This window comes from Streptosporangium sp. H13245, assembly GCF_055690525.1.
Genome location: NZ_JBSZKT010000008.1, coordinates 205003 through 220654 on the forward strand (window position 1 = coordinate 205003; position 15652 = coordinate 220654).

The 15652-nt window shown below is 72.6% G+C and carries 12 protein-coding genes; 11 read left to right on the plus strand and 1 reads right to left on the minus strand.

Annotated features, from left to right (window positions below):
• Positions 1–433: 433 nt before the first annotated feature.
• Entirely contained in the window at positions 434–760 is a 327-nt protein-coding gene (locus ACW9TB_RS16575; protein ID WP_472748914.1) for a hypothetical protein, read from the minus strand.
• Here ACW9TB_RS16575 and ACW9TB_RS16580 point away from each other — a divergent pair.
• The 11 genes from ACW9TB_RS16580 to ACW9TB_RS16630 all read left to right on the plus strand — a co-directional run bounded on the left by ACW9TB_RS16580 (position 753) and on the right by ACW9TB_RS16630 (position 15586).
• A complete protein-coding gene (locus ACW9TB_RS16580) occupies positions 753–929 on the plus strand; it encodes a hypothetical protein (protein WP_472748915.1) in 177 nt (58 codons plus the stop codon). The two genes, ACW9TB_RS16575 and ACW9TB_RS16580, sit on opposite strands and share 8 nt — an antisense overlap.
• A 260-nt stretch (positions 930–1189) precedes the next feature.
• Entirely contained in the window at positions 1190–2098 is a 909-nt protein-coding gene (locus tag ACW9TB_RS16585) for an alpha/beta fold hydrolase (protein WP_472748916.1), read from the plus strand.
• Between the two features lie 77 nt (positions 2099–2175).
• Positions 2176–3357 (plus strand): adenylyltransferase/sulfurtransferase MoeZ, encoded by a 1182-nt coding sequence (gene moeZ / locus ACW9TB_RS16590; protein WP_472748917.1) that lies wholly within the window; start codon positions 2176–2178, stop codon positions 3355–3357.
• A gap of 156 nt (positions 3358–3513) precedes the next feature.
• Entirely contained in the window at positions 3514–4248 is a 735-nt protein-coding gene (locus ACW9TB_RS16595) for a hypothetical protein (RefSeq protein WP_472748918.1), read from the plus strand.
• Positions 4242–5576, plus strand: coding sequence for a S8 family serine peptidase (locus ACW9TB_RS16600; protein ID WP_472748919.1), 1335 nt, complete (start codon positions 4242–4244; stop codon positions 5574–5576). The genes ACW9TB_RS16595 and ACW9TB_RS16600 overlap by 7 nt, the downstream gene beginning before the upstream one ends.
• 240 nt (positions 5577–5816) lie before the next feature.
• Positions 5817–6788, plus strand: a complete 972-nt coding sequence (locus ACW9TB_RS16605; RefSeq protein WP_472748920.1) for a hypothetical protein — start codon at positions 5817–5819, stop codon at positions 6786–6788.
• Entirely contained in the window at positions 6782–8161 is a 1380-nt protein-coding gene (locus tag ACW9TB_RS16610) for a S8 family peptidase (RefSeq protein WP_472748921.1), read from the plus strand. The genes ACW9TB_RS16605 and ACW9TB_RS16610 overlap by 7 nt, the downstream gene beginning before the upstream one ends.
• 129 nt (positions 8162–8290) lie before the next feature.
• Positions 8291–8641, plus strand: a complete 351-nt coding sequence (locus ACW9TB_RS16615) for a hypothetical protein (RefSeq protein WP_344921237.1) — start codon at positions 8291–8293, stop codon at positions 8639–8641.
• Complete coding sequence (locus tag ACW9TB_RS16620) at positions 8629–8940, plus strand: MGMT family protein (protein ID WP_472748922.1); 312 nt, start codon at positions 8629–8631, stop codon at positions 8938–8940. The genes ACW9TB_RS16615 and ACW9TB_RS16620 overlap by 13 nt, the downstream gene beginning before the upstream one ends.
• A gap of 144 nt (positions 8941–9084) precedes the next feature.
• Positions 9085–11985, plus strand: coding sequence for a CDP-glycerol glycerophosphotransferase family protein (locus ACW9TB_RS16625; RefSeq protein WP_472748923.1), 2901 nt, complete (start codon positions 9085–9087; stop codon positions 11983–11985).
• A gap of 406 nt (positions 11986–12391) precedes the next feature.
• On the plus strand, positions 12392–15586 hold the full coding sequence (locus ACW9TB_RS16630; protein WP_472748924.1) for an ATP-dependent helicase: 3195 nt from the start codon (positions 12392–12394) through the stop codon (positions 15584–15586).
• Positions 15587–15652 lie beyond the last annotated feature (66 nt).

Sequence of the window (15652 nt, forward strand, 5' to 3'; positions counted from 1 at the left end):
AATGTCGGATTTGTTCTTTGGGGAGGAGGGCGGAGGCGCGGGACGCCGCCGGGGGTGAGCAGGTGCCGTCCTCGCGCACCGGCGCCCGGGTGACGGAGGGAGGGGCGCGCGGCGGCGGGAAAGGCGGCACACGCGAAGCCGTGAAGGACGCGCGAAGGCCCCGCGGTCCGGAAACCGCGGGGCCTCGCTGTCACTTCGTGAAATGAGAACTCGCACTGTGGTGAGAGTCAGGGGCTCGGGAATCTCTCCTCAAGTTTCCGCTGCCGCCGTTTGGCCGGTTCCTCTGGGTGAGAAGCACGGTCGTGGCGAACGCGGGGTTCCTGTCTCTCCGTCACGGTCGCGAAACCGCGGCGAACCGCGGATCGGGCCGTGCGTGATCCTGTCCTCTGACGGTGCCGCGCCCCTTTTGAGGTACGCGGTCCCGGGCCGGTGACTACTCGTCGTCGTCGCCGAAGGTCAGAGGCCGCAGGATGCCGCTGCGGTTGTCGTTGCGCAGCTCATTCTGGTTGTTGTTGTGGTTGTTGATGATCACCCTGATGCGGTGGTGGCTGCGATGGTGGTGACGGCGACCCCAGCCGCCGCAGCCGCAGCCACGACGCCAGCCGCAGCCGCCGCCACAGGTCGGGAAGGCGGCGGCGGTGACCGTGGTGGTCATCGCGCCGGCGCTCGTGGCGGTGGTCGCCGCGCCCAGGCCGACGACTCCGCCACTCAGTGCCGTGCTGATCGCGAGCCCTGCAAGGACACTCCTGAACTTGGGCATGCGTTTCCCCCTTGAAATGATCGGTTACCCCGATTTACGACATTTCCTGCATAAACCGGAATTGCCAGAGATGGCCGGTCGCCGGCCATCCCTGCTTGTCATGATTTCCACCCATGTCTGCGGAGAAACAGGAATCAAAGAGCTTTACGCTCCTCTTATCTATTTATGACATGTGATGGACTCTTATTAGTTACTTTGAAATGAAATGTCTTCAATGTCGCTTTTGTTCCACCGAGGACGACGCCGGAGTGGCCCTCGACGAGGTGCGGCGGCGCTGAAGTGCCGTCGAATTAATGATGATAAATCGTGCAATAAAAGACATCTGGCGAAAACTGCCTTATGTGTCTTTTGTGGCATCAGGAGGCTGTCGCCGGGCATGTCACGAGCCGAACTATCGTGGAAGGGCAGTGGAACGACAGGAGGCGAGTGGTGAACAACCCGATCCCCAACTGGCCGGGCGAGACGATCGACCTCGGCGAGCAGCGGGTCCACGTGCGGTCGACACCGCGAGGGCCCGCCGAGACCGCCGTCTACGTGCACGGCCTCGCGGGCTCCGCGACCAACTGGACCGACCTGATGGGCGAGCTGTCCGGCGTGGTGACCGGGCACGCCCTCGACCTGCCCGGCGCCGGATACTCGCCGGAGCCTCCCGGCCGCGACTACTCCGTCGACGCCCACGCCCGGACCGTCACCGCCCTGATCGAGCGGGTCTCCGATACTCCCGTACACCTGTTCGGCAACTCCCTGGGCGGCGCCGTCTCGGTGCGGGTCGCCGCCACCCGCCCCGAGCTGGTCCGCTCCCTGACCCTGATCTCGCCCGCCCTGCCCGACCTCCTGCCCCGGTACGGCCCGGCGCGGGTGGCGCTGTCCACCGTGCCCCGGATCGGCGAGTGGGCCGCGGGCAGGCTCACCCTCGTGCCCGCCGAGCGCAGGCTCGGCGTCACGCTCGCCATGTGTTACGCCGACATCGGGCGGATCCACCCGGACCGCCTCAGGGAGGCGGCCGACGAGCTGCGCCGCAGGGACGGCCTCCCGTACGCGGTGGAGGCACTGATCAACTCGGCCCGAGGCATCGTCGCCGAGTACTTCAGGCGCGGGGAGACGAACCTGTGGCGGCAGGCGGCCCAGGTGAAGGCGCCCACGCTGGTCATCCACGGCCGCCACGACCGGCTCGTCAACCCCCGGATGGCCGCCCGCGCCGTCCGGACGTTCCCGCACGCGAGGCTGGTGCTGCTGCCCGACGCCGGGCACGTGGCCCAGATGGAGTTCCCCGGGCGGGTGGCCCGCGAGGCCGGGCTCCTGATCGCCGAGACGGTCCTCGCGCCGGTTGGGGAATGACGGGGGCACCGGGTTAGGTTGTGAGTGGAGCGTGCTGCGCCAGCCGCATCAAGAACCCCTGAAACGGGAGCAGAACTGTGTCGTTGCCACCGCTGGTAGAGCCGGCAGCCGAGCTGACCGTCGACGAGGTGCGCCGTTACTCGCGCCACCTGATCATCCCGGACGTCGGCATGGCCGGGCAGAAGCGCCTGAAGAACGCCAAGGTGCTCTGTGTGGGCGCCGGAGGCCTGGGTTCCCCCGCGCTGCTCTATCTCGCGGCCGCGGGAGTGGGAACGCTCGGCGTCATCGACTTCGACGTGGTCGACGAGTCCAACCTGCAGCGGCAGGTCATCCACGGCCAGTCCGACGTCGGCCGCCCCAAGGCGGAGAGCGCCGCCGACAGCGTCAGGGAGATCAACCCGCTGGTCAAGGTGGTCGTCCACAACGAGGCGCTCACCACGGACAACGTGATGGAGATCTTCGCCGCCTACGACCTGATCGTGGACGGCACCGACAACTTCGCGACCCGCTACATGGTCAACGACGCGGCCGTCCTCCTCGGCAAGCCGTACGTCTGGGGCTCGATCTACCGCTTCGACGGCCAGGCCAGCGTCTTCTGGGCCGAGCACGGCCCCTGCTACCGCTGCCTCTACCCCGAGCCCCCGCCGCCCGGCATGGTCCCCTCGTGCGCCGAGGGCGGCGTGCTCGGCGTGCTGTGCGCGTCGATCGGCTCCATCCAGGTCAACGAGGCCATCAAGCTCCTCGCGGGCATCGGCGAGCCGCTGGTCGGCCGCCTGATGATCTACGACGCCCTGGAGATGAACTACCGCTCCGTCAAGGTCCGCAGGGACCCCGAGTGCGTGCTCTGCGGCAAGAACCCGACGGTCACCCAGCTGCTCGACGACTACGAGGCGTTCTGCGGCGCGGTCTCCGAGGAGGCCCAGGAGGCCGCCTCCGGCTCCACGATCACCGCCGCCGAGCTCAAGTCCTGGCAGGACAGGGGCGAGAGCATCTACGTGATCGACGTCCGCGAGCCGAACGAGTACGAGATCGTGTCCATCCCCGGCGCCGTGCTCATCCCCAAGGGGGAGTTCCTCAACGGCTCCGCGCTGGAGAGGCTCCCGCAGGACAAGAAGATCGTCCTGCACTGCAAGTCCGGTGCCCGCTCCGCCGAGGTCCTGGCGGTCGTCAAGAGCGCAGGCTTCTCCGACGCCGTCCACGTGGGCGGCGGCGTGCTCAGCTGGATCAAGACGGTCGACCCGAGCCTGCCCGCCTACTGAGCGGGCCCCGCGCCCCGTGGAGCCCGCGCTCCGCGGGGCGCCTGCCGTCCGTGGCGTGTCCGGAGGGTGCCGCCGAGGTCACCAAGTGCTCTCCACACTGACGGATCTGGACGGAACGGCGGATGACACCCTCCTCACCGCATTAAGGTCGGGGACGTGAATGAAGTCCCACGTCAGCGGCGGCGTTCATGGCCGACGCTGGTCGTGGCTTCGGCCCTGACACTGCTCTGCGCCATCGTGGCCGGGGTGGCGAGCAGTGCCGCCGCGACGGAGCTCACCCGGGGGCCGACCCAGGCGGAGCTCGACCGGGCCGCCCTCGACGAGGTCGCCAGGCGCTGGCAGGCCTGGCCCGCCGGTCGCGTCTTCCCCGCTGCCGTCCCCTACGCCCCCGAGCAGGGCGGCGAGGAGAAGGCCCGCAGGGTGGGCATCTCGCCGGAGACCCGCTGTGACGGCGCGGTCGACGCCCGGCTGCGCAAGGCGCTGCGGCGGGCGGGCTGCCTGGGCGTCCTGCGGGCCACCTACATCGACGCGCTCCAGGGGATCGTCGTCACCGTCGGCGTCGCGGCCTTCGCGGACGAGATCGGCGCCACCAGGGCCAAGGCGGCGCTGCCCAGGGGCGGCAGGCCCTCTCCCGGCCTGAGGGCGCTGGCCTTCCCCGGCACCGTCACCGACAGGTTCGTCTCCGCCGGGCGCCAGGCGGGCCTCGCCCGGCAGGCGGGCCCGTACGTGGTGATGGCCACGGCCGGCCAGACCGACGGCAGGCCCGCCAGGGCGGTCGGCGAGCAGCGGCCGACCCTGTTCGCGTTCACCGGGGACATCGCCGACCGCATCCTCGCCGACCTGTCCATGCCCGCCCGTCCCGACTGCGTCTCCACGGAGTGGCGATGCTGACCACCGCCGGGCCGCCCGCGAGGGCGGAGCCGAGGGGACTTCCGGTGCCCCCGAGGGCCCTGAGGAACACGGTGACGCGGGTGGTGCTGACGGTGCTGGTGGCGCTGGCGGTGCCGGTGGTCCTGGCCCCGGTCCTGGCCGCGCGGGCCGACGACGTCAGGGAGAGCCAGCGGGAGGTGCTGCGGACCCTCGGCCTGCCCGACGCCTGGCGGATCTCCGAGGGCGAGGGCGTGACCGTGGCCGTGCTCGACTCCGGAGTGGACCGTGCCCACCGGGACCTGGTCGGCTCGGTGACCGAGGGCGAGGACTTCACGGCCGGGGCCAACCCGCCGGGGGTGAGGCCCCTCAGGCTGCACGGCACGTACATGGCGTCGCTGATCGCCGGGCACGGGCACGGGCCCGGCGGCGCCGACGGGGTGATCGGCGTCGCGCCCCGCGCGAAGGTGCTGTCGGTACGGGTCATCCTGGAGGACGAGGAGCCCGGCTTCCGGGAGTTCAACACCGCGGAGCGCTACGAGAACGTGGTGGCCAGGGGCATCAGGCACGCGGTGGACCGCGGTGCCGACGTGATCAACATGTCGATCTCCAAGGAACTGGCGACCCGGGAGGAGCGGTCGGCGATCCGCTACGCGATCTCCAAGGGGGTCGTGCTCGTCGCGGCGGCGGGCAACGAGGGCGCAGAGGAGCCCGACGCCAGCGGCTACGCCCCCTACTCCTACCCGGCGGCCTTCCCCGGCGTGGTCTCGGTCGCCGCGACGGACCGAGGGCTGCGCCGGGCCTCGTTCTCCAACCGCAACCCCTCGGTCCTGGTGGCCGCGCCGGGGGTGGACATCCTCGGCGCCGGTCCGGGCGACGAGTACTGGGTCGGCCGGGGCACCTCGCAGGCGACCGCCCTGGTGTCGGGCGTCGCCGCCCTGATCAAGGCCAGATATCCGAAGATGTCGCCCGTGCTGGTCGTCCAGGCGATCACCGCGGGAGCCACCCGGCGGCCCACCGGCGGCTACGACACCGGTACGGGCTTCGGCGTCGTCAACGCCACCCGGGCACTCGCCGCCGCCGCCAGGATCTCCCGGCACACCCTCACCGCCGAGGGGGCCGGGGGCGCCGGTGGGCACGACCCCGCCCGCCCGCTGGGCCTGGCGGTCGAGCCGGTACGGGTGGTCCACCGCGACCGGGACCGGATCACCCTGTACGGCGGGGTGGCCGTGGCCGCCGGGCTCGGCGCGGTCGTCTCCCTGATCGCGCTCGCCGTGTTCGTCGGCCGTACGCGCTCGCCGGAGATCTTCGAGGACCCCGTGCGGGACCCGTTCGCGGGGCCCTGGAGCTGAGCGCCCGGCGGTGCCGCACGGACTCCGCACGGCCCGCGATCCGGGGTTTCGGACCCGAATCCGGGGCCCCGCACGGCCCGCGGTCCGAGGCCCGGCGCGGGCCCTGACGCGGGTCCCGGCGCGGCTCCCGGTTCGGGAGCCGGGCTCCGGTTCGCGCGGACACCGGCCCCCGCCTGGAGAGTGGCGCGAAAATACCCGCCGCCGATAGGGCGGGGAGGTCCTTCGACGTAGCATCGGAGTATGTCGCAGCAAGGGCGGTCCCAGGAGCCGGAGCGGCCCCCGGGAGCCCCGGCCCCCCGCGCTCGCGGCGGCTGGCCGCCGTCCGGCTCGCGGGCGGGCGGCGTCGGCGGTGCCGGAGGTGGCCGGATCCGGCGAGCGCCCGCGCCGGGCTCCTCCTCCGCCAGGCGGGCCCGGGTGCGATCCTGGCCCGCGGCGGGCCGCGACCGCGGGGCGGTCGGGCGCGCCGAGCTGGCGACCCTGGAGCAGGGCATCCGCTTCCGTACGATCTTCCTGATCCTGATGGGCACGATCCTCGCCATCTCCGCCACCAACGTGCTGACCGGCACGGTCGGGCTGGTGCGCGAGACGAGTTCGCGCCCGCTGACCGCCGCCGAGCAGGCCCGCTACATCCAGGACGACATCGCCAGGCGCTGGTACACCTGGACCGCCGACCTGGTCTTCCCCGCCGAGTTGCAGTACATCGGCCTCGGCAGCGTCCAGCAGTACGCCCGCAGGGTCGGCCTCGCCCCCGAGGTGGCCTGCGCGGCGGGGACGGACGCGCCGGTGGGGTCGGTGCTCTCCGAGTACGGCTGCCGCACCCTGCTGCGGGCCACCTACGTCGACCAGACGTCCTCGTTCGCCTTCACCGTGGGCGTCGCCGTGCTCGGCGACGAGGAGCGGAGGATCGCCGCCTCCGCCCAGCTGGCCGTGGACGACCGGGTGGGGGTGCGCCCGGTGGCCTTCCCCGGCACGGCGACCGAGCTGTTCGGGGCCGCGCAACGCCAGCGCAACGCCTGGGTGGGCGTCGGCCCCTACATCGTCTTCTCCACCGCCGGTTACACCGACGGACGCACCCGCCAGGCGGTCGCCCCCGAGGAGATCCTGCACAGCGAGCTGTGGCCCGCGGCCCAGGCGGTCGCGGGGCGCATCGCCCGCGCCCTCGGCGACGAGCCCAGCGCCGTGCCGCAGTGCACCCAGGGGAACGTGTGCTGAGGCTCCGGCGGTTCTGGGCGGGGGGAGCGCTGGCCGCGCTCTCCGTGGCGGGGCCGGTGGCCGGGCCGGTGCCGGTCGCCGCCCCGGTGACGGCGGTCCCCGCGCTCGCCGGGCTCGCGTCGACCGCGCCACCCGAGCCCGCGCCGTCGGTGCTGCCCGAGCCCGCGCCACCCGAGTCGGCACCGCCGGAGTCGGCGCGGCCAGGGGGCGTGGCGGACGTCCGCGAGGACCAGCGCTGGGTGCTGGAGATGCTCAACACCGAGGAGGCGTGGAAGGTCACCAAGGGGTCGGGCGTCATCGTGGCACTGGTCGACAGCGGGGTGGACGACCAGGTCGCCGAGCTGCGGGGACGGGTGATCTCCGGGCCCGACATGGGGTCGGTCCGGTTCGACCGGGACACCCCGGACGCCGGGCGGCACGGCACCGCGATGGCCTCGCTCATCGCCGGAGCGGGCAACGGGGAGGAGGGCCTTCTCGGCGTCGCGCCCGAGGCCAGGATCCTCTCGCTGCCGCTGATCGTCGAGGAGCGACCGGAGAACGGGTCCGCCCTGCCCGGCGAGGACCTGCGCTCGCGCGACGACAGCCCCCTGGCCCGCGCGATCCGCTACGCCGCCGACCACGGGGCCAAGGTCGTCAGCATGTCGCTGGGCGCCTACGGGCCGCACCGGAGCGAGCGGGAGGCGGTCTCGTACGCGCTGTCCAAGGGGGTGGTGCTCGTCGCCGCGGTGGGCAACGACGGGGACTCCCGGTACGCCATGGACAACGACACCTCCTTCTGGAACTTCCCGGCCGGATACTCCGGGGTCATCGGGGTGGGCGCGGTGGACGACCTCGGCAGGCCCGCGACGTTCAGCAGCGACAACCTGTCGGTCCTGGTCTCGGCGCCGGGTGTCGACGTGCCGGTGGTCGTTCCCGGGGGGAAATACGGATCCTCGGAGGGGACCAGTTCGGCGACCGCGCTGGTGGCCGGAGTCGCCGCCCTTATAAAAGCAAAATATCCGGATATATCTCCCCAAATGGTGTCGCAGGCCCTGACCTCCACGGCCACGGCCCGGCCCACCGGCGGTTATGACGACCACGTCGGGTTCGGCGTCGTCGACGCCGCGGCGGCCCTGGCCAGGGCGGACCGGCTGGTGACCGGCGTGGCGGAGGTCCCGGTCCCCGACGGCAAGCGCTTCGGCGACGGCACCCTGCCCACCGAGCCCAGCAGGCCGGGCCCCGAGCCGGTGCGCCTCTGGCTGTACGGTACGGGCCTCGTGGCCGGTCTGCTGGCGTTCGCGGCGGCCGTGGCGATGCTCAACCGGCACTCCGGAAGGGGAGGGCCGATGATGGCCTCCCCCGAGCCGATCCGGCGTAGGAGATCGCGAAGATAACCGTAATTCGACTGCGATTCGAACGCGTTTTGGACACCGTTCGGATGCGGTAGCCCTGATGTCTGGATTCACGCCCCGGAAAACCTGGAACGTTCGCTAGTCTCGCGCGTTATGGGGTACGAGTTGCGCGTGGAGCGCCCTGCGCCTCTCGCCTTCGCGGAACTCGCGACTGTGCTGGGGCAGGCGGGGTTCGAGTTCAGGGGCTCGCAGGAGTCCGGGGAGATCCTTGCCCGCCACAATGGCGCGGTCCATGCCATAGCGGTATGGAACGGACGGCTTTCCGGCGCCCCCGGATCCGACTGGCAGGTGGCCCAGCTGGCGCGCGTGTCCGCCCTCCTGGGGGCGCGGCTGGTCGGCGAGGACGGCGAGTCCTACGCGATCCGCGGCGGCCTGGTCGAGCAGCTGAACGGCTCGGCGGCCTACGAGTTCGGCAAACTCGACGAGATCCTCTCCGCCGGGCCGACCGTATGGAGTCAGTAGGCCACCCCACCCCGTACGCCGAGCGGGTGCTCGACCTGGTCGAGCGCATCCCGTCCGGGATGGTGATGTCCTACGGCGACATCGCCGAGTATCTCGGCGAGGGGGGGCCGCGCCAGGTCGGCAGGGTGATGTCCACCTGGGGCGGGGGCGTGCCCTGGTGGCGCGTCGTGCACGCCGACGGCACCCCGCCGCCCGGCCACGAGCAGCGGTGCCTGGCGAGCTGGCGCGAGGAGCGGACCCCGCTGAGGGGCGCCCGCGCCGACATGCGCGCGGCCAGATGGGACGGGAACCCGCAATAGTACGACGGGTCGGGGCGGGAAAACCCGGTAGATCACAAATGCCTGTAAATCCCGCAAGCCCGTAAATCACGGCGTAACCGGCCCTGCTGTGGCGCACTAACATGGCCTAGGACAGCGCTCTGTCCGAAAGGCGGTGCTTTCCCCATGGCCACCGGTGCCACTCCCGTACGAGCCAGCGGCGACCCCGTCGCTGATCGTCTGCGGGCTGTCCAGGATCTCTGCGACCGGGGAGAACCACTCGACTCGATCATGGCCGCGGTGCTGGCGGACGGGCTGAAACCGGCTGAGCGTCGCCGCTTCGACGCCGACGCGCTGGCCGGTCCCCTGGGGTCCCGGCTGGAGATCGCGGCCAAGCGGGGCGCCGCCAGGCGCCGCGAGTTCGTCACGCTCCTGAAGCCGTACGTGACCGGTGTCGACGCGAAGGTCAAGCGCGACCTGCCGGTCGCCCGCAGGATCGCCTTCCACCTGATCGAGCATCGGGGGATCGACGACCTCGCCGACGGCGACGCGCTGCAGAAGCTCGTGACCGCCGCGGCCGAGCCGTCCAAGCGGGTCCGCAAGAGCCTCCGCTGGTACGCGGACCTGCCGCTCCAGGACGAACTTCCCGAGGCCCTGTACCGCCTGCGGGCGGCCGACCTCATCCCGGTGACCCAGGTCGAGGACGTCTCCTGGTCGGGCGGGAGGCTGCACGTCAGCGGTCACGCCTACCTGGCCGGACTGTCCGTGCGCAGCCGCCGCCTCAACCGGGCCACCGTGGTGCTGCGCGGCCCGCGCTGGCTGCCGCCGGTGCGGTTGCGCACCCGCAGGGTCTTCCACCCCGAGGCGACCCACGGCGCGGAGGAGGCGGGCTGCAACTACGACTGGTCCGGCTTCACCGCCGAGATGAGCCCCTGGCCGCTGCGCTGGCGTTCGGCCGTACGGGCCGTGATGCGCGGCGGCAAGCGCCTGCTGCGCCGCCGCGCGACCGTCCAGGACACCACCACCTGGCGCGCCGAGATCGTGATCTGGAGCCGGGGCGCCCGCGCCGGAGGTCTCCTGCGCGGTCCCTCCACCGGCCGCACCGAGCGCCCCTCGGGGCTGGACCTCGGCAAGGGTTGGTGGATCCGTCCCGTCTGGACCTCCGACCGCGCCCTCCAGGTCGTGCTGCAGCCCACCCGGGCCGAGCTGGTCGGCGTGCGGCTGGACGGCGAGCGCCTGGAGGTCGAGGTCTTCCTGCCGGGCAAGGGCGTCACCAGGGGGCAGGCCCGCCTGGACGGCCACCGGATCGCCGCCGAGTTCACCCCCGCCAAGGGCGGCACCACCGTCGTCGTACCGCTCGCGACGGCCTCCCTGCTGCAGGAACGCGACGGCGGCAGGCTCTGGATCGAGCCCAAGGGCGACCCCGCGGCCTCCGTCATGATCGGCAAGGCTTTGGAGAGCCGTACGGTCGTCGGCGACCGGGAGATCACCGTGCTGCGCGACCGGCGCGACCGCGTGAGCGTCTCCGCGCACCGGATCCGCCCGGTCATCACCGCGGCGACCTGGGACGAGCGGGGCGTGCTCACCCTGGAGGGCTCCTACCCGGGCTCCGGCGAGGCCGCGCTCACCCTCAAGCACCGAGGCGGGCTGATCCACGCCATCCCCCTGGAGCGCGAGGACTCCCGCTTCAGGGTCGCGCTCGCGCCCGCCGCGATGCCCCGCTTCGGCGACACGGCCCCGCTGAGCAGCGGCACCTGGAGCATGGCGGTCCGCGACGAGGCCGGGCAGATCGTCCCGTTCCGCGTCGACCACGCCATCCTCGACGGGCTGGACGAGGAGACGAAGATCCGTGACGGCCGCGAATACCGGCTGATCTCCACCCGCTTCGACATCCCGGTGCTGTCCGTCGCCGAGCACCTGCCCGACGACGAGAAGGGCGCCGGCGGCCTGTTCGCCCTGCGCCGGCACTTCTACCCCGCCGAGCGGACCCGCGAGCTGAACGACGCGACCGTCTACGTCGCCTACGACGGGCGGCAGTACGAGGGCAGCGTCCGCGCGGTCTACGAGGAGCGCGTGCGGCGCGGCGACGACGGCGAGCACATCTGGGTGGTCAAGGACGGCGCGTTCGTGCCGCCCGGCCCGAAGGAGCTCGGCTTCGGCACGGGCACCGGCCCGACCGTGGTGCGCGCGGGCAGCCGCGAGCACTACGCGGCGCTGGCCCGGTCGCGCTACGTGGTGACCAACGGGTTCCTGCCGCCGTGGTTCCGGTCCCGCGAGGACCAGGTGGTGGTGCAGACCTGGCACGGCACCCCGGTCAAGCGCCTGGGCAACGACCTGCCGCACATGTCCCGCGACCCCAAGCCGCCGGCCTGGCACCGGCAGGCCGTCGAGGTGCGCGGCTGGGACCTGCTGGTCTCCCAGAGCCCTTGGGCGACCCGCGTCCTGCGCAAGGCGTTCGGCTACCAGGGCGAGGTCCTGGAGAGCGGTTACCCGCGCAACGACGTGCTCGTGGCCCCCGACCGCGACGAGCTGGCCTCGGCGGTGCGCGCGCGGCTCGGCATCGCCGAGGGCGCCAAGGTGGTGCTCTACGCGCCGACCTACCGCGACTACGACCGCAAGAACGCCTCGATCCGCCTGGACCTGGCCGAGGCGCACCGGGTGCTCGGTCCCGGTTACGAGTTCCTGATCCGGGGTCACTCGATGCAGGCGGCGCCGAACGTGCGCGCCGGTCTGGGGCGCGACGTCACGACATATCCGGATATTACGGATCTGCTGTTGATCGCGGACGTGCTGATCACGGACTACTCGTCGGTCATGTTCGACTTCGCGGCGACCGGCAGGCCGATGCTCTTCTTCACCTACGACCTGCAGCGCTACTCGTCCAAGCGGGGCGTCCACCTCGACCTGGCCGCCGAGGCCCCCGGACCGCTGCTGTCCACCGGGGCGGAGGTCGTCAAGGCCCTGCGGTCGATCGACGAGGTGACCGCCACGTACGCCGAGAAGTACGACCTCTTCCAGCGCACCTACGCCCCCCGCGACGACGGCAAGGCGACGGCGAGGCTCGTCGACCGGGTCTTCTCGACCTGACCGTCCCGCTTCGACCTGGATGATCCGGGGGCCGTCTCCCTGAGACGGCCCCCGGATTCGTTTTCCGGTTTGTCCCCGGGTTCTCATCCGGGTTCGTTCCCGGCAGGTCTCGCGATCCCTGACCGGTTTCCGGTGGTTCCGGGGAAGGCCCGCACGACCGCCCGTCCCGCCCGCGAACCCGTCCCTGGCCGCCCTTCCGGGGGCTCCGTCCCAGGTCCGCGCGATGCCCGGAGGACCGGCTCTCCCGGGAACCGCCCGCCGCCCGCCGTACCCGGTGAAGAATCCGCCATGCCGTACCCGCCGACTCGGCACGATCATCGTCCGGGATCTGGTGGAATGGCGAGTTGTGAGTGGTCAGGACTGGCGGCTGATACGTCGTGAGGGTGCGGGGAGGGCTGTTGCCCCTGTGCTCGACGAGCACCAGCGGGCGGTGGTGGCCCATGGGAGCGGCCCGCTCCTCGTGCTCGCGGGGCCCGGCACCGGCAAGACCACCACGATCGTCGAGACCGTCGTCGACAGGATCGAGCGCCGGGGCGTCGACCCCGAGCGGGTGCTCGTCCTCACCTTCAGCCGCAAGGCCGCCGAGGAGCTGCGCGAGCGCATCACCGCCAGGATGCGCCGCACCACCCGCACCCCCCTCGCCCTCACCTTCCACAGCTACGCCTACGCGCTGCTCCGCCGCGAGGCCGTGCTCGCCGGAGGGGTGCCGCCGCGCCTGCTGACCGGCCCCGAGCAGCTCCTGGAGATCCGCCGCCTGCTCCACGGCGAGCTGGAGGACGGCGCCGCGCACTGGCCGGACGACATGCACGAGGCGCTCAAGACGCGCGGCTTCGCCCAGGAGCTCCGCGACTTCCTGGCCCGCGCCGCCGAGCGCGGCCTCGATGGGCCCGAGCTGCGCGAGCTGGGCCGCCGCCACGGCCGCGCCGACTGGACGGCCGCCGGAGGGTTCGCCGACCGCTACCAGGCCAGGTTCGACCTCGACCTCGAACCGGTCCTCGACTACGCGGAGCTGATCCGCGCGGCGGGGGCGCTGCTCTCCGACCCCGAGGTGCGCGCCCGCGAGCGGTCGGCGTACGACGTCGTCTTCGTCGACGAGTACCAGGACACCGACCCCGCGCAGGAGTTCCTGCTCCAGCAGCTGGCGGGGGAGGGCCGCGACCTGGTCGCGGTCGGCGACCCCGACCAGTCGATCTACGGCTTCCGCGGCGCCGACGTCCGGGGGATCATGAGCTTCCCCGACCGGTTCCGCGACGCCGACGGCGCGAAGGCCACCGTCGTCGCGCTGCGCGTCTGCCGCCGCAGCGGCCGGGACCTGCTGAGGGCCACCCGCCGCGTCACCGCCCGCCTGCCCGCCACCCCCGGCGGCGCCGCCCACCGCGACCTGCGCGCCCTGCCGGACGCCGAGCCCGGCGACGTACGGGTGCTGGTGGCCGACGGCGCCACCCAGGAGGCGGCGATCGTCGCCGACACGCTCCGCAGGGCGCACCTGCTGGACGGCGTCCCCTGGTCGCGGATGGCCGTGCTGGTGCGGTCGGCGACGCGCCAGGTGCCGCTGCTGCGCCGCGCCCTGGTCACCGCCGGGGTGCCGGTCGTGGTCGGCGGCGGCGAGGTGCCGCTGTTCCAGGAGCCGGGCGTACGGCCGCTGATCAGGCTCATCCAGGTGGCGCTGCACCCGGAGACCCTCGACGAGGGGGTGGCCGAGGAGCTGCTGACCGGCGCGCTCGGCGGCACCGACATGATCGGGGTGCGCCGCCTGCGCCGCGCCCTGCGGATCGCCGAGCACGAGGCGCTCGCCAACCCCGGCGAGCACGACGCGCCGGACGGTCCCGGCGAGCACGACGCGGACGGCGCGGACGTGGCCGAGATGGCGGAGCGCGAGGTCTCCGGCCCCCGCTCCTCGGGCGAGCTGATGGTCGCGGCGCTGAAGGACGCGCGGGAGCTGGTGAGGGTGGAGCCGCACGTGGCGCTGCCCGCCGAGCGGCTCGCCGGTCTCATCTCCGCCGCCACCGAGGCCGTACGGCAGGGCGGCACCGCCGAGGACGTGCTGTGGGCCGTCTGGCAGGCCACCGGCCTGGCCAGGAAGTGGACCGACGTCAGCCTCAGGGGTGGCGTCAGGGGCACCATGGCCGACCGCGACCTCGACGCCGTCGTGGCGCTGTTCGACCACACGGCCAGGTTCGTCGACCGGCTCCCGCACGCCGGGGTGGACGTGTTCGTCGAGGACCTGGTCGCCCAGGAGATCCCCGGCGACTCCCTCGCCGAACGCGCCCCCGACGGGGACACGGTCCGCATCCTCACCGCGCACCGCTCCAAGGGCCTGGAGTGGGACGTGGTGGTCGTCGCGGGGGTCCAGGAGGGCGCCTGGCCGGACCTGCGGCTGCGCGGGTCCATCCTGAGCACCGACGACATGGTCGCCAGGGCCGAGGGCTCCGAGCACGAGAACCCGGCGGCCGTCTCCGCGGCCCTCGCCTCCCAGCTGCTGGCCGAGGAGCGCCGCCTGTTCTACGTGGCCGCGACCAGGGCCAGGAAGCGGCTCATCGTCACCGCCGTGGGCGGCGACGACACCGAGGAGCGGCCCTCCCGCTTCCTCACCGAGCTAGTCCCCGGCTCGGCCGAGGACGCGGGTGTCGACGAGCGTTCCCGCTGGCTCAGCATGTCCGCGCTCGTGGCCGACCTGCGCTCGGCGGTCGCCGACTCCACCAGGCCGGAGCCGCTGCGCAGGTCCGCGGCCGAGCACCTGGCCAGGCTCGCCGCCTCCGGGGTGCCCGGCGCCCACCCCAACGAGTGGTACGCCCTCACCCCCATCTCCGACGACCGCCCGCTCAGCTGGCCCGACGACATCGTGCGCGTCTCGCCCTCGGCGGTGGAGAGCTTCAGCAAGTGCGGCCTGCGCTGGCTGCTGGAGACCTCCGTGGGCGCGGGCGGCACCGACGTGGCCCGCGGCCTGGGCACGGTCGTGCACGCGCTCGCCGTCCTCGCCGCGACGGGCATGCCCACCGAGGAGACCCTCGGCAAGCGCCTGGACGACGTCTGGCACGAGCTCGACTTCGGCGGCGTCTGGTACAACCGCAAGCAGCGCGCGGTCGCCGAGGAGATGATCTCCAAGTTCGTCCGCTGGCACGAGGAGAACCCCAGGGAGCTGGTCGGCCTGGAGGAGGCGTTCACGGCCATGGTCTCCGAGGGGGTGCAGATCAAGGGCCGGGTCGACCGGGTCGAGCGCGACGGCGACGGCCGGGCCGTGATCATCGACATCAAGACCGGCAAGAACGGTCCCAAGGACGCCGACCTCGAACGCCACCCCCAGCTCGGCGTCTACCAGCTCGCCGCGCTGCTGGGTGCCTTCCAGCGGCACGGTATGACCGAGCCGGGCGGCGCGGCCCTGGTCCAGGTGGGCGACGCGGCGGGCAAGAAGGCCGCCAAGGAGCAGACGCAGCCTCCCCTGGCGGACGACACCGACCCCGGCTGGGCCCGCGACATGGTCGACACCGTCGCGATCGGCATGTCGGGACCGTTCTTCCAGGCCAAGGTGAACGACGGCTGCCGCACCTGCGCCGTACGGGCGAGCTGCCCGGTCAGCAAGAACGGAGATCAGGTGTGCTGAGCCGCACGACCCCGGGGGACGCCCCGTGCTGAACCGCGTCACGCGCACGGGGAGCCCGCGCCCCGC

What these genes read in the sequence shown, in the direction of transcription:
- ACW9TB_RS16575 (WP_472748914.1), bottom strand. Translation starts at nt 760, where the DNA reads ATGCCCAAGTTCAGGAGTGTCCTTGCAGGGCTCGCGATCAGCACGGCA.
- ACW9TB_RS16600 (WP_472748919.1), top strand. Translation starts at nt 4,242, where the DNA reads ATGCTGACCACCGCCGGGCCGCCCGCGAGGGCGGAGCCGAGGGGACTT.
- ACW9TB_RS16605 (WP_472748920.1), top strand. Translation starts at nt 5,817, where the DNA reads ATGTCGCAGCAAGGGCGGTCCCAGGAGCCGGAGCGGCCCCCGGGAGCC.
- ACW9TB_RS16620 (WP_472748922.1), top strand. Translation starts at nt 8,629, where the DNA reads ATGGAGTCAGTAGGCCACCCCACCCCGTACGCCGAGCGGGTGCTCGAC.
- ACW9TB_RS16625 (WP_472748923.1), top strand. Translation starts at nt 9,085, where the DNA reads ATGGCCACCGGTGCCACTCCCGTACGAGCCAGCGGCGACCCCGTCGCT.